This is a genomic window from Synechococcus sp. RC10A2, assembly GCF_047502605.1.
The window spans coordinates 1-20,285 of record NZ_JANSHP010000016.1 but is presented as its reverse complement, the minus strand read 5'-3'; the positions used below and the strand labels follow the sequence as shown (position 1 = coordinate 20,285).

The following is a 20,285-nucleotide window of genomic DNA, read 5'->3' as shown; positions in this document are numbered from 1 at the left end:
CTATGAAACTATATCAACGACCCCCATCATGGGTAAGCGACTAAAGTGGCTAGCGAGCTTTTCCGCCCTGCACTCAAGTGCGGGGCTACCAAGCTATCCTTTTGTGTGGCACGTTCTGTTGCTTGATGTTCTTCCCATGCCTCCTGGCTTGCCCAGTCCTACGGCCCACTGCAAGTGAACCGCGCAGCGGGGCAGGTAGGAAACCCTTTCTCAGCTTACAAGGCTACCCTCGCCTACTGCTCGCGCCAGCGGTGCGAAGCGTTCCCCCCAGATGCGAACCTCCACCCTACGGGGAAAACGGATCCCAGCGGCCTACTCAGGGCAAAACCGGCAGCACCGGCAGAATCTCAACTTCGGTGCGCTGGGTTTGGGGGAGAGATTGCGAAGGCCAAGTGGGGCCGCCGGAGCCATAGGCAGCAGGGCTGACCATGCTGTGCTCGGCGATAAGCTGGTTGAGGCGGGCGATGCGCTCCGCGACAGGGGGATGGGTACGCAAGAAGTCCGGCAGGGATGGACGGGATTGCAACTTGGCCAAAAATTGCGACATGCCCCTGGGATCGAAGCCAGCGCGATAGGCGGCCCACAAACCTTTTTCGTCGGCAACAAACTCGTTTTCGCGGCTTTGCGGTCGGCGCACTCCCAGCTCCAGGGCTAGGGCGGCCAAGGTGTTGTCATCGAGTCCCAGCAATTGGGCGCCGAAGCGGGCGGCGGCAGCCTGCTGCAGTTGCTGGAGGCCGTGACGTTCGCTGATATGGGCGATTTCGTGGCCCAAGACAGCAGCAATTTGGTCGTCGTTGTCGGCAGCTTCCAGGGCGCCAGTGGTGATGTAAACAAAACCACCCATCGTGGCAAAGGCGTTGATGTCTGGATCCTCCACCACCTGAAAGGTATAGGGCAAGTTAGGGCGTTCGCTGTGGGCGGCCACCCGCTGGCCGATGCGGTTCACCCGCTCCACCCAATAGAAATTTGAACTGACGCGAATCTGTCCGCGGGCTTTCAGTTGCTGGTCGATCTGGCGGCCCAAGCTCACCTCTTGGGCGTCGTTTAACTGGCTCACCTGCAGCCATTGCAGGCCGTGGATCAGCAGCCGAACCAGGTCTTGGGCCTGGGCAGGGGATCCCATCCCGGCGGCAAGGATGGCCAGCAGAGCAAAGGCAACCGGCTTGGCCACGCGGCAACTCCGCCGCTGGGGGGGGATGGGGCCCACCGACGGGATTGCCTCGACAGCAGAGCGAGGTTTCAATACCCGCATTGGATCCCTCCAAGACAACCTTCTCTCAGGCTAGCGATCTGGCAATGGGATCGTCCTACCAGAAATGGGCAACCCCTCTACTCTTTTGGCTACTTTGGCTGAGATTGCAGCAAGGGGAAGTGTTTCCGCAGCCAGGCTTCTGCCTCAGCGCGAGTGGTAAGCTCGCCGTTGAGGGTGAGGCAGCGCAGGCGCTCCAAGATCTCCTGAAAAAGAGGGCCCGGCTTGTAGCCCAGGCAACGCAAATCGTGCCCGTTGAGGGGTGGCTTCACCCAATGCCACTCCTGCAAGTAGCGCCAGAGCAGCCGCCGCGCTGGCTTGGCGGCCAGCCCTGCCAACAGGATCACCGCCGGGATGCGCAGCCCCTGCAGCAGCCGTACTACCTGAGCCGGAGACAGGGATCCGGTCTCCAGTTGGGCCAAGAGGGCTTGGTAGTGGGAGAAATGGCTGAGGCGTTCGATGCCCGCTTGGGTGAGGTGGAGCTGGCTGGCTACCTGGGGTGCCTGGGGCAGGGGCAAGAGCAAGGCTTCCAGGCGCAGTTGCCAGATCTCCTGGGATCCCAGCTCGGGGTAGCGGCGGCGGAAGTGATAGGCCCAGCGGCCCACCCGCTGCAGCCGCCGGTACAGGGAGGGATCCCAGGTCAAAGCGGGGTGAATGCAGCGCAGGGCTCCCCATGCCGCCAGCCGCTCAAAAGCCAAGGGCCAGTCGCGGGAGCGGAGGATGTAGGCCAGCTCCTGCTTGAGGCGCTCCCCGCCAACGGCATCGTGGAGGCCGCTGGCTACAGCCGTGCGAATCCATTCTTCGGTGGTCGGATCCAGGGCAAAGCCCAGGTGCACGGCAAAGCGGACGGCCCGGTAGATGCGGGTGGGATCCTCGATGAAGCTGTTGGGGTGGAGAGCGCGGATGATCCCCTTTTGCAGATCCGCTTGCCCGCCGAAAAAGTCCAGCAACTGCCCCCGCTGCGGGCCGTTGAGGCGCAAAGCCAGCGCATTGATGGAAAAATCCCGCCGGTAGAGATCCTGATGGATGGATCCCATGGCCACTTCAGGGGGCGAGGCCGGGTAGGGGTAAAACTCGGTGCGGGCGCTGGCAATATCCACACAAAAGCCCCCTGGCCAGATCAGGGCTGCCGTCTGGAACTTGCCGTGGATCTCCAGGCGTGCCTCCGGGAAGTGCTGCTTGAGGGCTTTTCCCAGGATCAACCCCCAGCCCGGCGGATCCGTCCCTTGGGGGGTCGAGGGGTAAGGCCCATCCACCACCAAATCCAAATCCAGCCGTTCCAGGCAAGAGGAGGGCTGCCGTCCCCACCGGTGCAGCAGCAGATCCCGCACCGCCCCCCCCACCAGATACAGCCGCAGACCCTTTTCATCGGCAATTCGGGCAGCTTCCTCTAGCAGCCGGCGGTGCTGCGGCGAGAGAGCGGCAAAGGTGAGATCCAAAGGACAAGAGAGAGCAGGAGAAGCCAACTGGGGTGAGAGGGCCGGCAGCTGGTGCAGGTGTCGCAACACATCGGTGCGGGTAACGATCCCCACCAACTGGCCATCCTGGAGCACTGGCAGACGGCCAATGTCCCACTGCACCATCAGCCGCTGGATCTCCGCCAGGGGCGTGTCGGGGGAGAGGGTCTTGACGTCGGTAGTCATGTAGCCCTTGACGGGGGCATGGCCAAAGCCGTGGTGCAGGGCAATGTCGATATCTCGCCGCGAGATCACTCCCACCAGGCGGCCCTGGCCATCCACCACCACCAGGCCGGAGTGGCCATAGCGCAGCAGCACCCGCTGCGCCTCCTGGATAGTAACCTCCGGTCGGATGGTGCGCACCGGCGAGGACATCAAATCCTTGGCCGTCACAGGCGGCGGGATCCGCTCTTTAACCGCCTGGCTGAGGTCGCTCAGCACCTGGGCGGGATCGGGCAGGGGCTGGTCTGGAGAAGCTTTTAGGGTAGCGGCTGCCGCACAGTCGTGGCCGCCGCCACCGTAGCGGGCCATCACTCGGCCCAGTTGGGCAAACTCCTGCCGCGCCCGCCCGATGAGGCTAAGCCGCTCCCCCTGTCGTGCCACCAAGAGCAGCACGTCCACCCCTGTCAGATCCATTAGCCGCATCACCAGGCCGGCCAAGCCGGGCACAAACTCCGGCAGCTCCAGCAGCCACGTTCCCAAGCGGTACTCCCCCACCGCCTCCACCTGCATCTGGGCCAGTCCCTGGCTGAGCAGTTCCTGCATCGGGGGGGTGAGGCCGTCCCCCAAAAAGCGCCGCAGCACCACCAGGTTCACCCCCTGCTGCAACAGCCAGGTGAGGGCAGCACCGTCGCGGGCAGTGGTCTCCGGGAACGTCAGGGATCCCGTGTCCATGTGAATGCCCAAGGCCAGGGCCAGCCGCTCAAATGGACTGAGGCGGATCCTGGCCGCCTGCAGCCGCTCCACGAGGAGGGTACAGGTGGAGCCCACGGCTTCAATGTGAGCGCTGACCTGCTGCTGCGGCCATACCTCCTCCAGCGAGGTGGCAGGCAGGTGGTGGTCGAAAATCTCAATCTTTGCCCCAGGAACGCTCAGCCAGGCCGCAGCCTTACCGAGGCGATCCGGATCGTAACAATCCACCAAGATCCAGCGCTGGACCTGGCGGGGATCCACCGAACGCAGCTCGATGAGGGGAAACTCGTCCCGGTAGAGGGCCAAGAACTCCTGCACTCCCGGCAGGGATCCGCCAGTCAAGGCAATGCGGGCGCTAGGGTAGAGTCGGGCTGCCCCCACTGCCGCCCCTAGGGTGTCGAAATCTGCTGACTGATGACACAAGATGAGGTCCATGCTGGCCTAGGCCGGGATCCCAGCCCCGGGGAGGGAGCTGCTGCTTGGCTGCAGCGGGCCAAAAACAGTTGGCGGGCGTGCTCAAGGACAAAGCCCTAAAGCGTGGTCAGTTCTTTTTCTTTCTCCGCCAGCAGATCGTCGATCTTCTTGATATAGCGGTCGGTCAATTTCTGGATTTCTTCTTGCAAGCTTTTGGACTCGTCTTCGGAGATCTCGCCGTTTTTCTCCCGCTTGCGCACCGAGTCGATGGCGTCGCGGCGGATGTTGCGAATGGAAACCCGGCCCTCTTCGGCCAGCTTGGCCACCTGTTTGCTCAGCTCCTTGCGCCGCTCTTCGGTTAGAGGAGGGATATTGAGGCGCACCACCTTGCCATCGTTGCTGGGGGTTAGGCCCAGGTCGGAGGCGACGATGGCCCGCTCAATTGCTGCCAGGGTCGAGGGATCAAAAGGCTGGATCAAGAGAGTGCTGGCATCTGGAGTGGTGATGCTGGCTAGCGCCTTCAGGGGAGTGGGAACGCCGTAGTACTCCACCTGAACGCGATCCAGCAGGCTGGCGTTAGCCCGCCCGGTGCGCACCGTGTTGAAGGAACGCTGGGTGGCCTGCACCGCTTTGCTCATTAACTCCTCGATCTCAGCTAGCTCCACGACCTTTTCCTCGCTCTCGAAACAGTTTGCAGACGCTCAGACACTAGCGGCAAAAAACCAAGACCTCTAGCACGAGCCTGAGCTTAATTTTATCTTGTCTAGATCCGCGCGCGGCTCTAGAAGCCATTCTCCAGTCCTAGCGGCACTAGAATGGCCATGAACTCCTCTTCTTGGTCCATGCCTGGGATCCCTGCTGCTTTTTCCCCGCTGAGGTTGACGCTTGAGCAGGTCAACCTCTCAGCTTCGGCTCTGGCGCTGTTGGACTACTGCCCCCGCTTGTTTTGCTACGTGTACCTGGAGCGGCTGATTTGGCCGGCAGCGGATGCCTTTGAGCACGAAGCGGAGCAGCAGCGGGGACGCCAGTTTCACCGCCTGGTGGAATCGTACAGCCGCGGGCTCCAGGTGGAGCCGCGCTTGTCGGCCTTGGAGGAGACAGTACGCCAGTGGTGGCAGGTGTTCTTGGCCAGTCCCCATGCCCAGCCGCAGGGGCGGGTGTTGGCGGAACTGCCCCTCTGGCAACGGATTGAGGGGTTTAAGCTGATGGCTCGCCTGGATCGGCTGGTGATTGCGCCGGGATCCCTGCACATTGTCGATTGGAAGACGGAGCGGCAGCGCCCCCCCGACGAACAGTTGGCCCAGGACTGGCAGGTGCGCCTTTACCCGCTGTTGCTCTGCGGGGTGGCCGCTCAACTGCCCCTGGCAGGCCCTTTTGAGCCGGAGCAGGTGCAGCTTACCTTTTGGTATGTGCAGCACCCGCAGCAGCCTTTTCAGTTGCGCTACAGCGCCGCCGCCTACGAGCGGGATCTGGCCCACCTCAAAGCCACCCTAGGCCGCCTGCGGCAACTGGAGGCGCAGGCCTTTCCCGCCCTCCCCTACGGCGAACGCTGTGCCAGTTGCCTGTTTTGCGCCCGTTGCCACGGGCTCATGCCGCCAGGGATCCCTTCCCAGAACCTGACGGACTGGGTTTGGCCGGAAGCGGAGCCACTAGAGGAAACGCCTGAGGCGGAATGGCTATAGCCGCCGGGATCTCGGTGACCCCAATCGCTCTCCAAACCTGCATACTGAGTTAGAGAGTATTGCAGGGTTGCTAACTGTGGTGGCAGGAGTCATTGCCGGCACTTCCAGGGATCCCGACTGGGATGTGGAGCTCAAGGGGCTCCGCAAGCGCTTTGGCGATTTTGTGGCCCTCGACGGCATTGACTTGCAGATTCGGCGGGGCGAGTTTTTTGGCCTGTTGGGGCCTTCCGGCTGCGGCAAGACCACGCTGCTGCGCATCATCGCCGGCCTGGAGATGGCTGACGCTGGCGAGGTGGTGATCCGGGGGCGCCCGGTGGGCCATTTGCCCGCCCACAAGCGCAATGTCAACACGGTGTTTCAGAGCTATGCCCTTTTTCCCTTTATGACCGTCGAGGAAAATGTTGCCTTTGGCCTGCGCATGCGGGGGGTGCGAGGGGAGGCGCTGCGCAAGCGGGTGGCCGCCGCTTTGGAATTGGTGGAGATTGGGGATCTGGCCAAGCGCAAGCCGCAGGAGCTCTCCGGCGGGCAGCAGCAGCGGGTGGCCCTGGCCCGCGCCTTGGTCAACGAGCCGGAGGTGCTGCTGTTGGATGAGCCGCTCTCGGCTCTGGATGCCAAGTTGCGCAAGCAGCTTCAGGTGCAGTTGTGCGAGCTCCAGCGCCGCCTGGGCATGACGTTTATCTTTGTTACCCACGACCAGGAGGAGGCCTTGGTTACCAGCGACCGAGTGGCGGTGATGCGGGCTGGGCGCATTGAGCAAGTGGGCCCCATTGACGAGGTGTATGAGCGCCCGGCAACGGCCTTTGTGGCCGACTTTTTGGGGGCCAGCAACCTCATCGAAGGGATCGCCTGCGGCACCGACTGCGTCGAGACGCCCCTGGGCAAGCTCAAGGTGCCTGGGATCCAACCCACCCTGGAGCCGGTGCAGTTGGCCATCCGCCCGGAAAAGATTCAGCTTTCCCGCAGCGGCTGGGATCTGCTGCCCAACCAGGTGCCGGTGTGGGTAAAAAACCTCATCTACACCGGGGCAGAAAACCAGTACCTCTTGCAAACGGCCAGCGGCCAGCAGCTCAAGGCCCTCACCCTCAACGCCGACATCGAGGATCAGGATTTTGCCATCGGGGAGGCCCTAGTGGCTCATCTCCCTCCCAAGAACTTGGTGCACTTGCAGCCGGATCCCCGGCGACAGGAGGCTCCATGCTGAAGCGGCCAGCAGCGGCAGAGCCAGGGATCCAGCGTTTCCAGGTGCGCTCAGGGGAGCTGCTCGCCCCTTGGCAGGAGCTGCTGCGCAGCCTCATCTTTGCCGGGCCGGGGGTGCTCTGGGTGGTAACGTTTTTGGTGCTGCCGGGGCTGTTGCTGCTGGTTTGCAGCTTTCTCAGCAGCGGCCAGTTTGGCCAGGTGGGCCTGCCCCTGACGTTGGCCAACTACCTGCGCATTCTCGGCTATGGCCCCCTGGGCTGGACGCCCATCTACTGGCAGATCTTGGGCCGCAGCCTGCTGGTGGCGGCCGTCACCACCTTCTTCTGTGTGCTCCTGGCCTATCCCCTGGCTTTCTTCATTGCCGCCCACCCGCCCCGACAGCGGGATCTGTTGCTGACGCTGGTGGTGGTGCCCTTCTGGACCAACTTGGTGATCCGCACCTATGCCTGGATGGTGGTGCTGGCTCCGGAGGGGTGGCCGGCACGGCTGGCGGCCTGGCTGGGCTGGATCCCGCCCCAGACAGCTCTCTACCCCAGTTGGCTGGCGGTGTACCTGGGCATGGTCTACACCTTCTTGCCCTACATGGTCCTGCCCCTCTACACGGCCATAGAGCGCATCGACTGGCGCCTGGCAGAGGCAGCCAGGGATCTCTACGCCAACGGCTGGCAGGTTTTCCTGTGGGTGCTTTTGCCCCAGACGCTGCCGGGGCTGGCGGCGGGCCTGATCCTGGTGGCAATTCCGGCGCTGGGCATGTTTGTGGTGCCCGATTTGTTGGGGGGCAGCAAAACCTTGTTGATTGGCAATGTCATCCAGATGCAGTTTGGCGCCAGCCTGGACTACCCTTTTGGAGCGGCCCTCAGCTTTCTGGTTACCGGGCTGAGCCTGGGGCTAATCTACGCCTATAGCCGCTATGTTGGCAGCCGCGGCCTAGAAGAGCTGATCTAAGTCGCTGGCAAGGGATCCCCTCACCCCCAGCCCCTCTCCCTTAGGGAGAGGGGAGTTAGGGATCCGGGAGATGGCGGATCGCCGCTTGCTGGCAAGCTCTGGTAGGTTGAGGATACTGGCGTTGTGCGAGAGGGATCCCTTGACCCAAACTCTGCTTCCTCAGGCTTCCGCCCAGCTCAAGTCCTCTCCCCCGGCAACGTGGGATGTCATTGTCATCGGCGCTGGGATCGGCGGCCTGGTGGCGGCCACCCAGTTGGCGGCCAAGGGCTACCGGGTGTTGGTGCTGGAAAAATACCTCATCCCTGGTGGCAGCGCCGGCTACTTTGAGCGCCCGGATCCCAACGGCAAGGGGGTCTACCGCTTTGATGTCGGGGCTTCCATGATCTTTGGCCTGGGCAGGCAGGGCACCACCAACCTGCTTACCCGCGCCTTGGCTGCCGTGGGCCAGTCTTTGGACTCCATCCCCGACCCGGTGCAGATTGCCTACCACCTGCCCCAGGGGCTCAGCCCGCGCGTACACCGGAACTACGAGGAGTTTTTGCAGGAGCTAGCCAGCTATTTCCCTCAGGGAGCGGGCAGCATCCGCCGTTTTTACGACAGCTTCTGGCCTATCTTCAACAGCCTTAACGCCCTGGAGCTCCTCTCTTTGGAGGAGTGGGGCTATCTCTGGCGCTCTTTTGTCGGCAACCCCCGCGCCTGCCTGACTTTGGCCCGCTATTTGCCGGCCAATGTGGGCCAGGTGGCGCGGCGCCACCTACGCGATCCGGCGCTGCTGCGCTTTGTGGACATGGAGTGCTACTGCTGGTCGGTGGTGCCGGCAGAGCGCACGCCCATGATCAACGCCGGCATGGTGTTTTGCGACCGCCACTACGGCGGCGTCAACTACCCCAAGGGAGGGGTGGGGCAGATTGCCCAGAAGCTGGCCCAGGGGCTAGAGGCCTGCGGCGGGCAAATCCGCTACGGGGCGCCGGTGCGGCGGATTCTGGAAGAGCGCGGACGAGCAGTGGGGGTCGAGCTCTCCACAGGGGAAAAGCTCTGGGCCCGCAAGGTCATCTCCAATGCCACCCGCTGGGATACTTTTGAGCGCCTCTGGCCGGGATCCCTGCCGGCGGCGGAGCGGCGCTGGCAAAGCCGCTACCAACAGTCCCCCAGTTTCTTAAGCCTGCACTTGGGGGTGCGGGCCGAGCCTCTGGCCGGCGAGCGCTACTGCCACCACATTCTTCTAGAAGATTGGCAAGACCTGGAGGCGGAGCAGGGCACGATCTTCGTCTCCATCCCCACCCTCTTGGATCCGGAGCTGGCCCCACCAGGCCGCCACATTGTCCACGCCTTTACCCCCAGTTGGATGCAGACGTGGCAGGGCTTGAGCCCAGAGCAGTACCGGCAACAAAAACAAGCGGCAGCCCAGCGCCTTATCCGCCGTCTGGAGGCCCTCTGGCCAGAGCTGGGATCCCACATTGAACTGCAGGAAGTGGGCACCCCCCGCACCCACCGCCGCTTCTTGGGCCGCGTCGACGGCACCTACGGCCCCATCCCTCGCGGCACTCCCTGGGGCCTGCTGGGCATGCCCTTCAACCGCACCGCCATCCCCAACCTCTACTGCGTGGGGGATAGCACCTTCCCCGGCCAGGGCCTCAACGCTGTCGCTTTCTCTGGGTTTGCCTGCGCCCACCGGGTAGCGGCGGACTTTTCCTAAAGCTGTCTCCAATTTCTAGGAACCCCCCGCAGTCGTCTTGCATTGAACCCCTTCCCACTGCAAGAGCTCTTGCATGAGCGTCGGGGTGAGGCATTGAAGCGGGCAGCCTAGAGCGCCCATTTGGCAAACCAGTTCGTAGACTCGCTCGAAGAAATCCCGATGATTGGCAGACATGTTCCGCGACCGCGATTGCCAGAGCGCATCGTGTGCTTGACGGAGGAGACGGCAGAGACGCTCTACGCCTTGGGGGCTGGGGATCTCGTCGTCGGCATTTCTGGATTTACGGTGCGTCCGCCGGAGGCGCGGAAGAAGCCGAAGGTGTCCACCCTCTTGGATGCCAACATCGAACGGATTTTGGCGCTGCAGCCCGATGTTGTGCTTGCATGGTCGGATCTGCAGGCAAACATTTGCGCTGAGCTCATTCGCCAGGGGGTGGAGGTTGTCTGCTTCAACCAGCGCACGGTTGAGGGGATCCTCTCCATGATCCTGCGCCTTGGGGCACTGGTAGGGCGAGCTGCTCAGGCACGGGCATATGTGCGCTCCTTGCGGGAGGGATTGCACCGAGCTATGCAGCGTGGACAGCAACGGCGCCGCCGTCCACGGGTCTACTTCGAGGAGTGGGATAACCCCTTGATTACAGGCATCGGCTGGATCAGCGAACTCATTCGTCTGTGTGGAACTGTTTCCAATTTCTAGAGATCCCCCCGAAGGAGAAACTTGATCGATGAGGATCGGATCCCGCCAGAGTTTGAGATTTCCAATGTCCAGGGATCCCCACAAAGGGGGAACCTAGGTCAGAAAACGTTCCGGGAGTGATCTGGAGATACTCCGTTTCCAATTTCTAGGGATCCCCACGAAGGGGGAACTTCCCTAATGAATACCCAACCAGACTGTGAACGTCCGGTCCCGGGTTTCCAATTTCTAGGGATCCCCACGAAGGGGGAACTGTCTGCAGTGTTCTACGGAGTTCCCGGTAAACCAGTCATGTTTCCAATTTCTAGGGATCCCCACAAAGGGGGAACCAATGTTGTTAAGAAGATACTTAAGTTCTCTTCTGTTTAAAGTTTCCAATTTCTAGGGATCCCCACAAAGGGGGAACAATGTATGTACTCTTTGGCTCTGCTACGCCTAATCGCCAAGTTTCCAATTTCTAGGGATCCCCACAAAGGGGGAACTAGTGAGGAACATCAACGGAAAGACATTCTATTGGAACTTGTTTCCAATTTCTAGGGATCCCCACAAAGGGGGAACTTTAGTGACTGCGAAGGGGACCTGCAAGTCCTGGGAGCGTTTCCAATTTCTAGGGATCCCCACAAAGGGGGAACCAGCGAAAGAGCGGATTCGTAAGGCGAGAGCCTGCGGATTCCGGTTTCCAATTTCTAGGGATCCCCACAAAGGGGGAACAATCCCATAGCTACTAGGTGTCGTCCTAGCAGAATTGTTTCCAATTTCTAGGGATCCCCACAAAGGGGGAACCTAAATTGACCCCACTCAACACCCAGGATTTTCCTGGGGTTTCCAATTTCTAGGGATCCCCACAAAGGGGGAACTGTAAGGGCTCAGATTCTTCTGGAAGTTTAATATTCTTAATCGTTTCCAATTTCTAGGGATCCCCACAAAGGGGGAACACACTATCTATTCCGGAATAATCCGTATACCTAACGAGTGTTTCCAATTTCTAGGGATCCCCACAAAGGGGGAACCGGCGCCCAAACGCGGATCGTAACAGGCCACCCAGCGGTTTCCAATTTCTAGGGATCCCCACAAAGGGGGAACTTCACTCCGCCTGGACGATGCTCGGCGTTTGACCTGGTGTTTCCAATTTCTAGGGATCCCCACAAAGGGGGAACAAGGGATCCAGGAACAGCTAGACCAGATCCGGACGATGTTTCCAATTTCTAGGGATCCCCACAAAGGGGGAACTCTACCCCCATTAAACCCAAGCAGGGCAAGGGATGCAAGACCCATTTGCGAGGGATCCGAGAAAAAGTTGGCAAAAGGAGCTTTGGCGAGGGGGCTTTGGGGCCTGAAAGCCTTGTGGCGTAAAGCGTCGAGGGATCCGACGAAAGAATCAGCCTTTTGGGGTTTTGGTGGATCGCTCGCAGAGCTGCGGATACCGTTTTCTTGTGTTTTTGGCAACATGAGGCTCAGGGGGCGGTGAGGAGGGTTCTGACCGAGCTGAAGCGCCTATAGTGGGGGAAGTTCTCCGGCTTCCGTGGCTGTCGATGTCGGATCTCACCCTCACGGAGAAGCTTCTAGCTGGGATCCAGGCCCAGCAGGCTGGCGACCTGCGGACAGCAGAAGCCATCTACTCAGAAATTCTGGTGGAGTTTCCGGATCAAGCCGACGCTCTCCATCTCCTGGGGACAGTGGTCCACGCCAAAGGGGAGGGGGAATGGGCGGCTGCTTTGATTGCCGAGGCCATTGAGCTCAATCCCCGCGTAGCCCTTTATCATCACAACCTGGGCGTTGTCTATGAGTCTTTGGGGCAACTGGAAAAGGCTCTATCTTGCTATCGGCAGAGCCTGAGCCTCAACCCCAAGGCTTACCTTTCTGCCTTTCAAGCGGGCAAGATTCTTGTTAACCTAGGCCGCCACGAAGAGGCAATCTCCTTGCTGGGCTCCCTGTTAGAAAATCCAGATCCACTAGCAGGGATCCCTTGGGCTGAGGTGCATTTTTATCTGGGGATAGCCCATCGCGAGCAAGGGGAACACAGCGCGGCTCTGGCTCACCTGGAAAAGGCATGGACTTTGGATCCTAACTTGGTGCAAGCCCGCTGGCTTTACCACCTCTATCTGCCGGCTATCTATCAGGATGAACAGGAGCTGCACCGCTTTCGCTTGCGCTTTGTAGAACACCTGGATCGCCTCATTCAGGAGACGCCTCTAGACACCCCAGAGCAGCGGCGGCTTGCCTTTTTAGGCTCAAGTTGGGGAACGCCTCACCTTCTGCAGTACCAGGGCTACGACGACTTGGAGCTGCAGAAGAAATACGCTCAGTTGGTGCAGCGCATTGTGAAAGCCTCCTACCCCGATTGGGAGTATCTCCCCCGGCAAGCCCGGCCAGGGGATCCCATTCGCGTTGGGTTTGTCTCGGCCTCCATGCGCGCTTGCTCCTACAGCCGCCTTTCCTTGGGGTGGGTGAAGTACTTAAAGGCCAGCTCCAAGCAGCCTTTCCAGGTCTTTGCCTACCACTTGGATCCCAGAGTTGATTTCCTGACGGAGCAATATCGTCAGCATGCCGATGTCTTTCGCCACATTCCCACTGGCTTTGAAGAGGCTGCCCGCCAAATTTTGCAGGATCAGCTGGATGTTTTGGTGTATTTGGAAATTGGACTATCGCCTCTTATTCTGCAACTAGCTTCCCTGCGTCTAGCCCCAGTGCAATGCTCCACTTGGGCTCATCCCGTTACTTCGGGACTGTCGACCATTGACTACTTTCTCTCCAGCGACCTCATGGAGCCTGAAGATGGGCAGGCCCACTACAGCGAAACCTTGGTTCGACTGCCCCGCCTGGGTACCTGTTTTGAAAAGCCCGTTTTGCCTCCCCAGAGACGTTACCGCGAGGACTTTGGTCTGCCTCAAGAGGCCGTTGTCTATCTCACCTGCCAGTATTTGGGCAAGTACCTGCCGCAATACGACTACCTTTTTCCAGCTATTGCTCGGCAAGTGCCCAGGGCCCAATTGGTCTTCCTGGCCTTGCCCAATGCCGCCATTGGTCAGCGCTTCTGGCAGCGGCTTGCCTCCATCTTTTCCAGCTATGGCCTTGCGGTGGAAGACCACTGTCGAATCCTGCCCGCCTTGGACCACCAAGACTACCTGGATCTCAATCGCTGCGCTGACGTCATGCTGGACTCCTACGGCTGGTCGGGCGGGATCACCACCCTGGAAGCCATTGCTGCCGGCTTGCCGGTGGTCACCTGCCCTGGCCGGTTCCTGCGGGGCCGCCACACCTACGCCATCCTCAAAAGAATGGGCCTTGAGCTTTTAATTGCCCCAGACCTCCAGCGCTACGAAGAGCTGGCCGTACAACTGGGAACGGATCCCCAATTTCGGCAGCAAATCGCTCAGCAAATCCAAGAGCGGCGCGACTTGCTTTTTGAGGATCAAGACTGCGTGGCGGCCTTAGCTCATTTCCTGCGCCAGGCTGTCTGCCAGAAGCTGGCATGCCATACTCTCCCTATAGAAGCCTCCTAGTCCCCCACAGCAAACCCTTTGGTAGAGTAGTACGGCTACTCCAGGGATCGTGGCGGAATGGTAGACGCTACGGACTTAAAATCCGTTGTTCCTCAAGAACGTGAGGGTTCGAGTCCCTCCGATCCCATTACTGCAGCCCTGTTTGCTCTAGCAAGGCAAGTAGAGCCGGAACCGGCACCCAGGCATCCTCCCGATCCAGCTCTGGGCTAGCCAGCAGGGCCACCAGGGCAGGGTCGCAGGTTGGGGCCACTAGGGGAAAGTAGTTTAGCCCCACCACCTGGGCAAGGCTCCAGAAGTAGGGGAGCACGGCATTGCTGGGGAAGATCTCGATGGCAACCGTGCCAGGCTGACAAAAGGCAAGGTTGGTCAGGCCCGCCCCGTGGATCCCCATGACTGCCTCTGCTTTTTGCATCAAGGCTATCTGTTCGGCTAGGGAAAGGGCTTCCAGTTGCACAGGCACAAAGCCCCAGGGGCGCAAGGCCTCCAGCACCTCCGCCTCGTTGATGACCCGCCGCCAGCGAGCAGCACGACGGCTAATGTAAACCCGCCGCGGCAACAAGGGATCCGCCGCCTGCCCCAGAGGAACCAGTCGCTGCAGCACCTTCCAGCCCCTGGGGGTTAGACACCCCACCGGCCCAGCCAGCGAGGGCACAATGAGGTTCTGCGCTTGCAGATGGGATCCCCCCACCTGCTCGAAGCTTAGAAGGCGTTCTGTGGGGATCCCCAGGGCAGCTAAGCTCTGCACCTGGAAGGGCTTGCCCTGGTAGCCATGGATCAAGATGGGAAGGTCTTTTTCGAGGAAGCCGGCGCGGCGTAGGAGCTCGAGGGCGGGCAGGATGTCCACCATCCAATGGAAGTAGTTGACCGCCCCCAAGGGTAAGAGGGCAGCAGAGCCCTCCAGCGGAATTGGCGGCGGCAGGTGAGGCAAGTCCCAAATGGGGTGGTGTTCCAGGTGCTCCGACTTCCAGTCCCAGTCGAGAAACTCCGGCGGTGGCAAGCCGGGGGAGACATCGGCCAGCAACTCCCTCCTACGGGTAAGCACGGCGCTGGCAAAGCTGGCGTAGAGGTGGCGGGGATAGTGGCCCACGTGCACGGATCCCTGCGGGATCTGGGCCACAAAGGTCTCGGCCAGCGGGATCCGCTGTGAGCGCAGCTTTTGCCCAATGGCAGGGTCAGCCGTCGGAGGGGCTTGCCGGTAGAGAACCCCTTCTGGATCCAACACCCGGTAGCTGCCCTCGCCCGTGGCCTGGTGCCACTGCCGGGTGGTGAGGTAGCCCTGGCTGGGCACTGGCAGGGGGTTGCCAGCACTGGGCGGTGGGCTCTGGCAGGCTGGGGAAGGAAGGGTTGCCTGCGCAGGGAGCCAGCGCTGCTGCCAGGCGCGGTACCGCTCCTGCCAAAGGCTGCCAGGGGATCCCTGCAGGGCCTGCTCCAGCTCCAGCCGCAGCCGACTGTCTCTGCCGCTGCCCTCACACCAGGCCTGTAGCCACTCCCGCTCCGCCGCCAGCGCCTGCCGGAACTTCTCCCAAGCCCCCTGCGGGTCATTCCGCCGCACCTGAGCCTCTACCCAGTAGCTGTAGAGCTCTGCTGTCTGGGTGCCCCGCGCCGCTGCCTCCTGAAAGCAGGCCACCGCCTGCTCCAGCTCCCCCAGATCCAGCCAAGCCAGGCCCATCTGCACCCAGGGATCCCCCCACTCTGGCCTTAGCCGCGCTGCCTCCTGGAGAGGGGAGAGGGCCTCCCGCAACCGGCCCAGCTTGAGCAGGGCCAGGCCCCAGCGCCAAAAGCTCTCCGTGGCCGTTGGATCCCAGCGGCAGGCCTCTTCAAACCACTCTGCTGCTTCTAGCCACAGTCGGCTGCGCTCCTGGACTAGGCCAAGGCGATGGGCCGCCAACGCCGCCTCTGGGGCAGCGCCACTTTCTAGCAACTGCCGATACAAAGCCGCCGCCTGCGGCCACTGCCCCCTTTCCCACAGCCCCTCCGCCAGCTCCTGCAGCCCTTTTGCCCAGCAGCGGGTAGCCTCAGCTTCGGCCCCTAGGAGGGCCAGACCCTCCTGCCAAGTGAGCTGCGCCTCTAGCTCCCGCCCCAGGAGTAGGTAGGCAGATCCCAGCCACCAATACAGCAGGGGCTCTTGGGATCCCTGCTCAAGCTGCCGCTGCAAACTTTGAGCAACAGAGCCGTAGCATCCCTGTTCCCAGTCTGCCCGCAGAGAGTCGGGAAGGTGCAAAGAAGGGTCAGAGGCCATGGTTTTTGACGAGAAGGCAACTGAGAATGAGTGTTACAAACTGCAACAACCTCCCCCCTCTGGTCGCATCCCCCTAGTATTCTAGGCTTGGCTTCCCCCTCAGGGACGCGGCGTCCATTCCTCCCCAACTCTGAGAGGGATGGGGGCCGGTTTAGCTAAGTCCATGGGTCAGCCCCTTTCCCGGGGCATCCTCCCTGAGCCTTGTCGGCAGTTTTTCGATAAACGGAGTTTAAGAGAGCGATGGGTATCAACGCATCTGGCGGCGCAGTCGTCTCCAGCCCCCGTCTTTACCAAACCGTGCCCCTCTCCACCATCTCCCAGGCAGAACAGCAGGATCGCTACCTCTCGCGCACCGAGCTGGATCGCCTTGACGACTTTTTCTCCAGCGGTCTGAAGCGGCTGCAGATTGCCGAGGTCATCGCCGCCAACTCCGAAATCATTGTCAGCCGGGCCGCCAACCGCATCTTCACCGGCGGCTCCCCCATGGCCTACCTGGAGCGGCCAGAAGTCACTCAAGACGAGAAAGAAGCCTTCAAGCTGGGTACTGCCTTCTACGTGGAATCCACCGGCGGATTCATTGAGGCCATCCGCAACATCTTTAGCGCCAGCGGCGTGGAGATCCCGCCCAACTTCCGCCCCATCAACATCTCCCGCTACGGGGCTGCCAACATGCGCAAGTCCCTGCGGGATCTAAGCTGGTTCCTGCGCTATGTCACCTACGCCCTGGTGGCCGGGGATCCCAACATCCTTGTGGTTAACACCCGGGGCCTGCGGGAGATCATCGAAAACGCCTGCTCTGCCGAGGCCACCATTGTCGCCATCCAAGAGATGAAGCGGGCCTCAGCCAGCTACTTCCGCAAAGATGGCGAGGCGGTGGCCATCATCAACCAGTATTTCGACGTGCTCTTGAGCGAGTTCATTGCCCCTGCTCCCTCCGACAAGCTGCGGCAGCGCAACGCCAGCACCGCCGATGGCCTGCCCTTGCAAGGGCTACAGCTACCCCAGGTTTACAACTTGGCCGCAGAAAAGGTTCCCGTCTTTGCCATGAAGCCGGGGCTTTCCAATGCTGAGAAAGAAGAGGTCATCAAAGCCGCCTACCGGCAGGTGTTCGAGCGGGATATCCGCCGTGCCTATGGCCTTAAGCTGGCCGACCTGGAGTCGAAGGTCAAAAACGGCGAGATCTCCATGAAGGAGTTTATCCGCCGCCTGGGCAAATCCGAACTCTACCGCAAGCAGTTCTACGAGCCCTACATCAACAGCCGCGTTGTGGAGCTGGCCTTCCGCCACTTCCTGGGACGGGCACCAGAGACCCGTGAAGAGGTGCAGACCTACTTCTCCATCGTCTCCAGCAAGGGCCTGGCCGGCTTGGTGGATGCGCTGGTGGACAGCCGCGAGTACGGCGACTACTTCGGCGAGGAGACGGTGCCCTACCTGCGCAAGCTGGGGGTGGAAGCCCAGACCAGCGCCAACTGGGGGCCCAAGTTTGACCTCTACAACTACGCGGCTCCTCGCCGCAAGGTGCCCCAATTCATTACCCTCTTTGCCCGCTACAACCGCCCCCTGCCGGATCAGCACGCCTACGGTGTCGGCAACGACCCGCTGGAGATCCAATTTGGCGCCATCTTCCCCAAAGAAACCCGCTCCCTCAACGCCAGCCCCGCCCCCTTCAACAAGGATGTCAAGCGCATCCTCATCCGGCGCGGCTTTGCTCTTACCAACGCTCGCACCAACCCCAAGGCGGTCGGGGATCCCGGCAGCCTTGGCCCCAAAGTCTTCAAGCTTACCCAAACCCCTGGCGATCGCAGCCGGCGTTTGGGGGTGCGGGCCGGGGTTGTTGGCAGCGAAGTCTCGACCCAGGCGGTGATCCGCGCCTGCTACCAGCAGGTGTACGGCTATGTGCCCTATGAAGGCCAACGGCTAACCCGCTGGGAGATCAAGCTGGAGTCGGGCGAGATTACCGTCAAAGAGTTTGTCCGCCAGTTGGCCAAGTCAGATCTGTTCCGCAACAAGTACTGGTCTAGTCTCTATGTCTGCAAGGCCATCGAGTTCATCCACCGCAAGCTGCTGGGCCGGCCCACCTACGGCCGGCAGGAGATGAACCGGCTGTTTGACATCGCCTCCAAGCAGGGCTTCTACGCCGTGGTGGACGCCATCCTCGACAGCGAGGAGTACCAGCAGGTCTTCGGGGAAGACGTCGTGCCCTACGAGCGCTACCTCACCCCTGCCGGTCTAGCGCGGCGGCGCATGCGCCCCGGATCCAGCGACATGGCCGTGGTCACCAGGCCCATCCGCACCGACGACGATATCCCCCTCTTTGTCAAGCTGGGCCAGCCCCAGGACAAGCCCTCCGGCGAGCTGGAAATCCGGCGGCGAGTCCAGCAAGGGGTGCCTAGGATTCGTCAAGAGATCCCTGTCTTCAAGCTCACCAGCTTGGCCAACAAAGCCGAGGTCAACAACCTCATCCGCGCCGCCTACCGGCAGATCTTCGAGCGCGACATGGACATCTACAACATCAGCGCCGAGCTCAGCTCTGCCGAGTCCAAGCTGCGCAATGGCGAGATCACCGTCAAGGAGTTCGTCGAGGCGCTGGGGTGCTCGGAACTGTACCGCTCCGAGTTCTACGCTCCCTATCCCAATACCAAGGTGATCGAGCTGGGCACCAAGCACTTCCTGGGCCGCGCACCCCTAAACCAGCAGGAGATCCGCAAGTACAACCAGATCTTGGCCACCCAGGGGTTGAAGGCCTTCGTGCGCGCCCTGCTCAACACCCAGGAGTATCGCGATCTCTTCGGCGAGGACACGGTGCCCTACCGCCGCTTCCCCACCTTGCCGGCGGCCAACTTCCCCAACACCCAAGAGCTGTATGGCCGCCTCACCAAGCAAAACAAGGAGCTCGTGGTGCCCAGTTTCAGACCTGTTGGCAGCAACGATCGCAGCTAGCTCAACCCCCCTCTCCCCTGGTGGGAGAGGAAAACCATTAGCTCCACACAGGCAGAGGGGACTGGGCTGTGTAGCCTAAGTGCTGCAGGGCAGCGGGGGTAACCACCCGACCCCTTGGCGTGCGCTGCAGGTAGCCAATCTGCAGCAGGTAGGGCTCGTACACCTCCTCAATTGTCTGGGGATCTTCACCTGTCACTGCGGCCATGGTCTCCAAGCCCACGGGCCCTCCCCCAAACTGCTCCACCAGTACCGTCAGCAGCTTGCGATCCGTCCAGTCCAAACCCATGGGATCCACCTGAAACAGCTCCAGGGCAGCGGCTGCCACCTCACGGCTGATGTGGCCATCCCCCCGCACCTGGGCATAATCGCGCACTCGCTTCAGGAGGCGGTTGGCAATGCGCGGTGTGCCTCGGGATCGGCGGGCAATCTCCTCGGCTCCCGCTCGGTCAATGGAGGTGTTCAAGAGGCGAGCGCTGCGCAACACAATTTCCGCCAGTTCGTGGGGCTCATAGAAGCGCAGCCGCTGCACCTGGCCAAAGCGATCCCGCAGCGGCGAAGTCAGAGCGCCAATGCGGGTAGTGGCCCCGATGAGGGTAAAGCGCTCCAGGGGTATGGAGGTGATGCGGGCCGAGCGTCCCTTGCCAACAGTGATGTCGAGGCGAAAATCCTCCATTGCTGGATAGAGCAGCTCTTCGGTTACCTTGGGCAGGCGGTGGATCTCGTCGATAAACAGCACGTCCCCCTGCTTCAGGCGCACCAAGTAGCCGGCAATGTCACGGGGGCTCTCCAGCGCCGGGGCCGTGGTCATGTAGAAGCGGGATCCCATCTCCGCCGCCAGCACCGCGGCCACCGTGGTTTTGCCCAAGCCAGGCGGGCCGTAGAACAGCAGGTGATCCAAAGGCTCCCCGCGGGCGCGGGCCGCTGCAATAGCGATGGAGAGCACTTCCTTCAGCTCTGTCTGGCCAATGTACTCTGCCAGGGTGCGCGGGCGCAGGGATTCTTCTTGAGCTTCGCTGGGGTGAGCCTGCGGTTGCAGTAGCCCTTCCGCCCTAGCAAAAGCCAATTTCGACTCTCTTCTGCGAGCAGAACTCTTTTGCTGCCGCTGCCCGGGATCCTCAGCCCCCGCAGCCCGAGAAGAAATGATCGCCATATCCTTTACTCGCAGATGCGATAGCCCTACTCTAACTGACTGGGGGAAAGATCCTGGTGAAACCGTTTGCCATTTTGGTCTCCCACCTGGATCGGAGAGGGCGGTAGAAGAAAAAACCCCCCAGCGTCTGCCAGGGGATTCAAGAAGGACTGATCGACTAGGTCAGGAGTGGATTAGCCGCGGATGGCCGGCGCCACTTCCACCGCCG

At 61.4% G+C, this 20,285-nt stretch carries 11 protein-coding genes, 1 tRNA gene, 1 pseudogene and 1 CRISPR repeat array; of the genes and pseudogenes, 8 read left to right on the top strand and 5 right to left on the bottom strand.

Annotation, left to right across the window (positions count from 1 at the left end; genetic code table 11):
• Positions 1-316 precede the first annotated feature (316 nt).
• The 3 genes from NW848_RS01500 to frr all read right to left on the bottom strand — a co-directional run bounded on the left by NW848_RS01500 (position 317) and on the right by frr (position 4,697).
• A complete protein-coding gene (locus tag NW848_RS01500; RefSeq protein ID WP_099883810.1) occupies positions 317-1,252 on the bottom strand; it encodes a M48 family metallopeptidase in 936 nt (311 codons plus the stop codon).
• Positions 1,253-1,341: 89 nt separating this feature from the next.
• Positions 1,342-4,053: a CBS domain-containing protein gene (locus NW848_RS01495; RefSeq protein ID WP_414402919.1), complete on the bottom strand. Its 2,712-nt coding sequence runs from the start codon at positions 4,051-4,053 to the stop codon at positions 1,342-1,344.
• Positions 4,054-4,148: 95 nt separating this feature from the next.
• Positions 4,149-4,697 carry a ribosome recycling factor gene (gene frr, locus NW848_RS01490; protein WP_011430687.1) on the bottom strand — a complete coding sequence of 183 codons (549 nt, stop codon included), beginning with the start codon at positions 4,695-4,697 and terminating at the stop codon, positions 4,149-4,151.
• A gap of 156 nt (positions 4,698-4,853) precedes the next feature.
• On the opposite strand from frr, the gene NW848_RS01485 reads away from it, so the two are divergent.
• The 7 genes and pseudogenes from NW848_RS01485 (at position 4,854) to NW848_RS01455 (ending at position 13,875) form a co-directional block, all read left to right on the top strand.
• Entirely contained in the window at positions 4,854-5,714 is an 861-nt protein-coding gene (locus tag NW848_RS01485; protein ID WP_049749827.1) for a PD-(D/E)XK nuclease family protein, read from the top strand.
• A 79-nt stretch (positions 5,715-5,793) separates the two neighbouring features.
• The gene (locus tag NW848_RS01480) at positions 5,794-6,915 is read left to right on the top strand and encodes an ABC transporter ATP-binding protein (RefSeq protein WP_414402918.1); all 1,122 of its coding nucleotides are present in this window, start codon (positions 5,794-5,796) and stop codon (positions 6,913-6,915) included.
• Positions 6,909-7,856: an ABC transporter permease gene (locus tag NW848_RS01475; protein WP_414401504.1), complete on the top strand. Its 948-nt coding sequence runs from the start codon at positions 6,909-6,911 to the stop codon at positions 7,854-7,856. Before NW848_RS01480 ends, NW848_RS01475 begins: the two co-directional genes overlap by 7 nt.
• A 139-nt stretch (positions 7,857-7,995) precedes the next feature.
• Complete coding sequence (gene crtH / locus NW848_RS01470) at positions 7,996-9,552, top strand: carotenoid isomerase (RefSeq protein WP_414508349.1); 1,557 nt, start codon at positions 7,996-7,998, stop codon at positions 9,550-9,552.
• 159 nt (positions 9,553-9,711) lie between these two features.
• Positions 9,712-10,218 (top strand): annotated as a pseudogene (locus NW848_RS01465) (ABC transporter substrate-binding protein); the annotation flags it as partial.
• A 15-nt stretch (positions 10,219-10,233) separates the two neighbouring features.
• Positions 10,234-11,475: direct repeats of the CRISPR family, unit length 36 nt; unit sequence GTTTCCAATTTCTAGGGATCCCCACAAAGGGGGAAC.
• 302 nt (positions 11,476-11,777) lie between these two features.
• Positions 11,778-13,748 (top strand): tetratricopeptide repeat protein, encoded by a 1,971-nt coding sequence (locus NW848_RS01460; RefSeq protein ID WP_414508350.1) that lies wholly within the window; start codon positions 11,778-11,780, stop codon positions 13,746-13,748.
• 43 nt (positions 13,749-13,791) lie between these two features.
• Positions 13,792-13,875 (top strand) — tRNA-Leu (locus NW848_RS01455).
• Here NW848_RS01455 and NW848_RS01450 read toward each other — a convergent pair.
• On the bottom strand, positions 13,876-15,987 hold the full coding sequence (locus NW848_RS01450) for a glycosyltransferase 61 family protein (protein ID WP_414508351.1): 2,112 nt from the start codon (positions 15,985-15,987) through the stop codon (positions 13,876-13,878).
• Between the two features lie 240 nt (positions 15,988-16,227).
• Between NW848_RS01450 and NW848_RS01445 the strand changes: the two genes are divergently transcribed.
• Entirely contained in the window at positions 16,228-18,927 is a 2,700-nt protein-coding gene (locus tag NW848_RS01445; protein WP_414508352.1) for a phycobilisome rod-core linker polypeptide, read from the top strand.
• 37 nt (positions 18,928-18,964) lie between these two features.
• On the opposite strand, the gene ruvB is transcribed toward NW848_RS01445, so the two are convergent.
• Entirely contained in the window at positions 18,965-20,077 is a 1,113-nt protein-coding gene (gene ruvB, locus NW848_RS01440; RefSeq protein WP_011430676.1) for a Holliday junction branch migration DNA helicase RuvB, read from the bottom strand.
• Positions 20,078-20,285: the final 208 nt, after the last annotated feature.

Bases quoted from the DNA above. Each gene is read 5' to 3' on its own strand.
- NW848_RS01500 (WP_099883810.1), bottom strand. From the start codon at position 1,252: ATGCGGGTATTGAAACCTCGCTCTGCTGTCGAGGCAATCCCGTCGGTG.
- NW848_RS01495 (WP_414402919.1), bottom strand. From the start codon at position 4,053: ATGGACCTCATCTTGTGTCATCAGTCAGCAGATTTCGACACCCTAGGG.
- NW848_RS01485 (WP_049749827.1), top strand. From the start codon at position 4,854: ATGAACTCCTCTTCTTGGTCCATGCCTGGGATCCCTGCTGCTTTTTCC.
- NW848_RS01475 (WP_414401504.1), top strand. From the start codon at position 6,909: ATGCTGAAGCGGCCAGCAGCGGCAGAGCCAGGGATCCAGCGTTTCCAG.
- NW848_RS01460 (WP_414508350.1), top strand. From the start codon at position 11,778: ATGTCGGATCTCACCCTCACGGAGAAGCTTCTAGCTGGGATCCAGGCC.
- NW848_RS01450 (WP_414508351.1), bottom strand. From the start codon at position 15,987: ATGGCCTCTGACCCTTCTTTGCACCTTCCCGACTCTCTGCGGGCAGAC.
- NW848_RS01445 (WP_414508352.1), top strand. From the start codon at position 16,228: ATGGGTATCAACGCATCTGGCGGCGCAGTCGTCTCCAGCCCCCGTCTT.
- ruvB (WP_011430676.1), bottom strand. From the start codon at position 20,077: ATGGCGATCATTTCTTCTCGGGCTGCGGGGGCTGAGGATCCCGGGCAG.